This window comes from Pseudomonas sp. FSL R10-1350 (assembly GCF_009600525.1).
GTDB lineage: Bacteria > Pseudomonadota > Gammaproteobacteria > Pseudomonadales > Pseudomonadaceae > Aquipseudomonas > Aquipseudomonas helleri.
On the sequence record NZ_WIVR01000235.1, the window covers coordinates 1 to 272 of the forward strand.

General features: G+C 55.9%; 1 pseudogene. It reads left to right on the forward strand.

From position 1 onward, the window contains the following. Positions 1-272: pseudogene (locus GHO25_RS25960) on the forward strand (cytochrome c oxidase subunit I); the annotation flags it as partial.

Sequence of the window (272 nt, forward strand, 5' to 3'; positions counted from 1 at the left end):
ACCTGACCTTCTTCCCGATGCATTTTGTTGGACTGGCGGGTATGCCGCGCAGGGTTCCGGACTACAACCTGCAATTTGCCGACTTCAATATGGTGTCGTCGATTGGTGGATTTATGTTTAGCGCGACGCAGCTGTTATTCCTGTTTATCGTCATCAAATGCATTCGCGGAGGCCCAAAAGCGCCCGCCAAGCCTTGGGACGGCGCTGAAGGCCTGGAGTGGAGCGTGCCGTCGCCCGCGCCTTATCACACCTTTACAACACCACCCCGGATT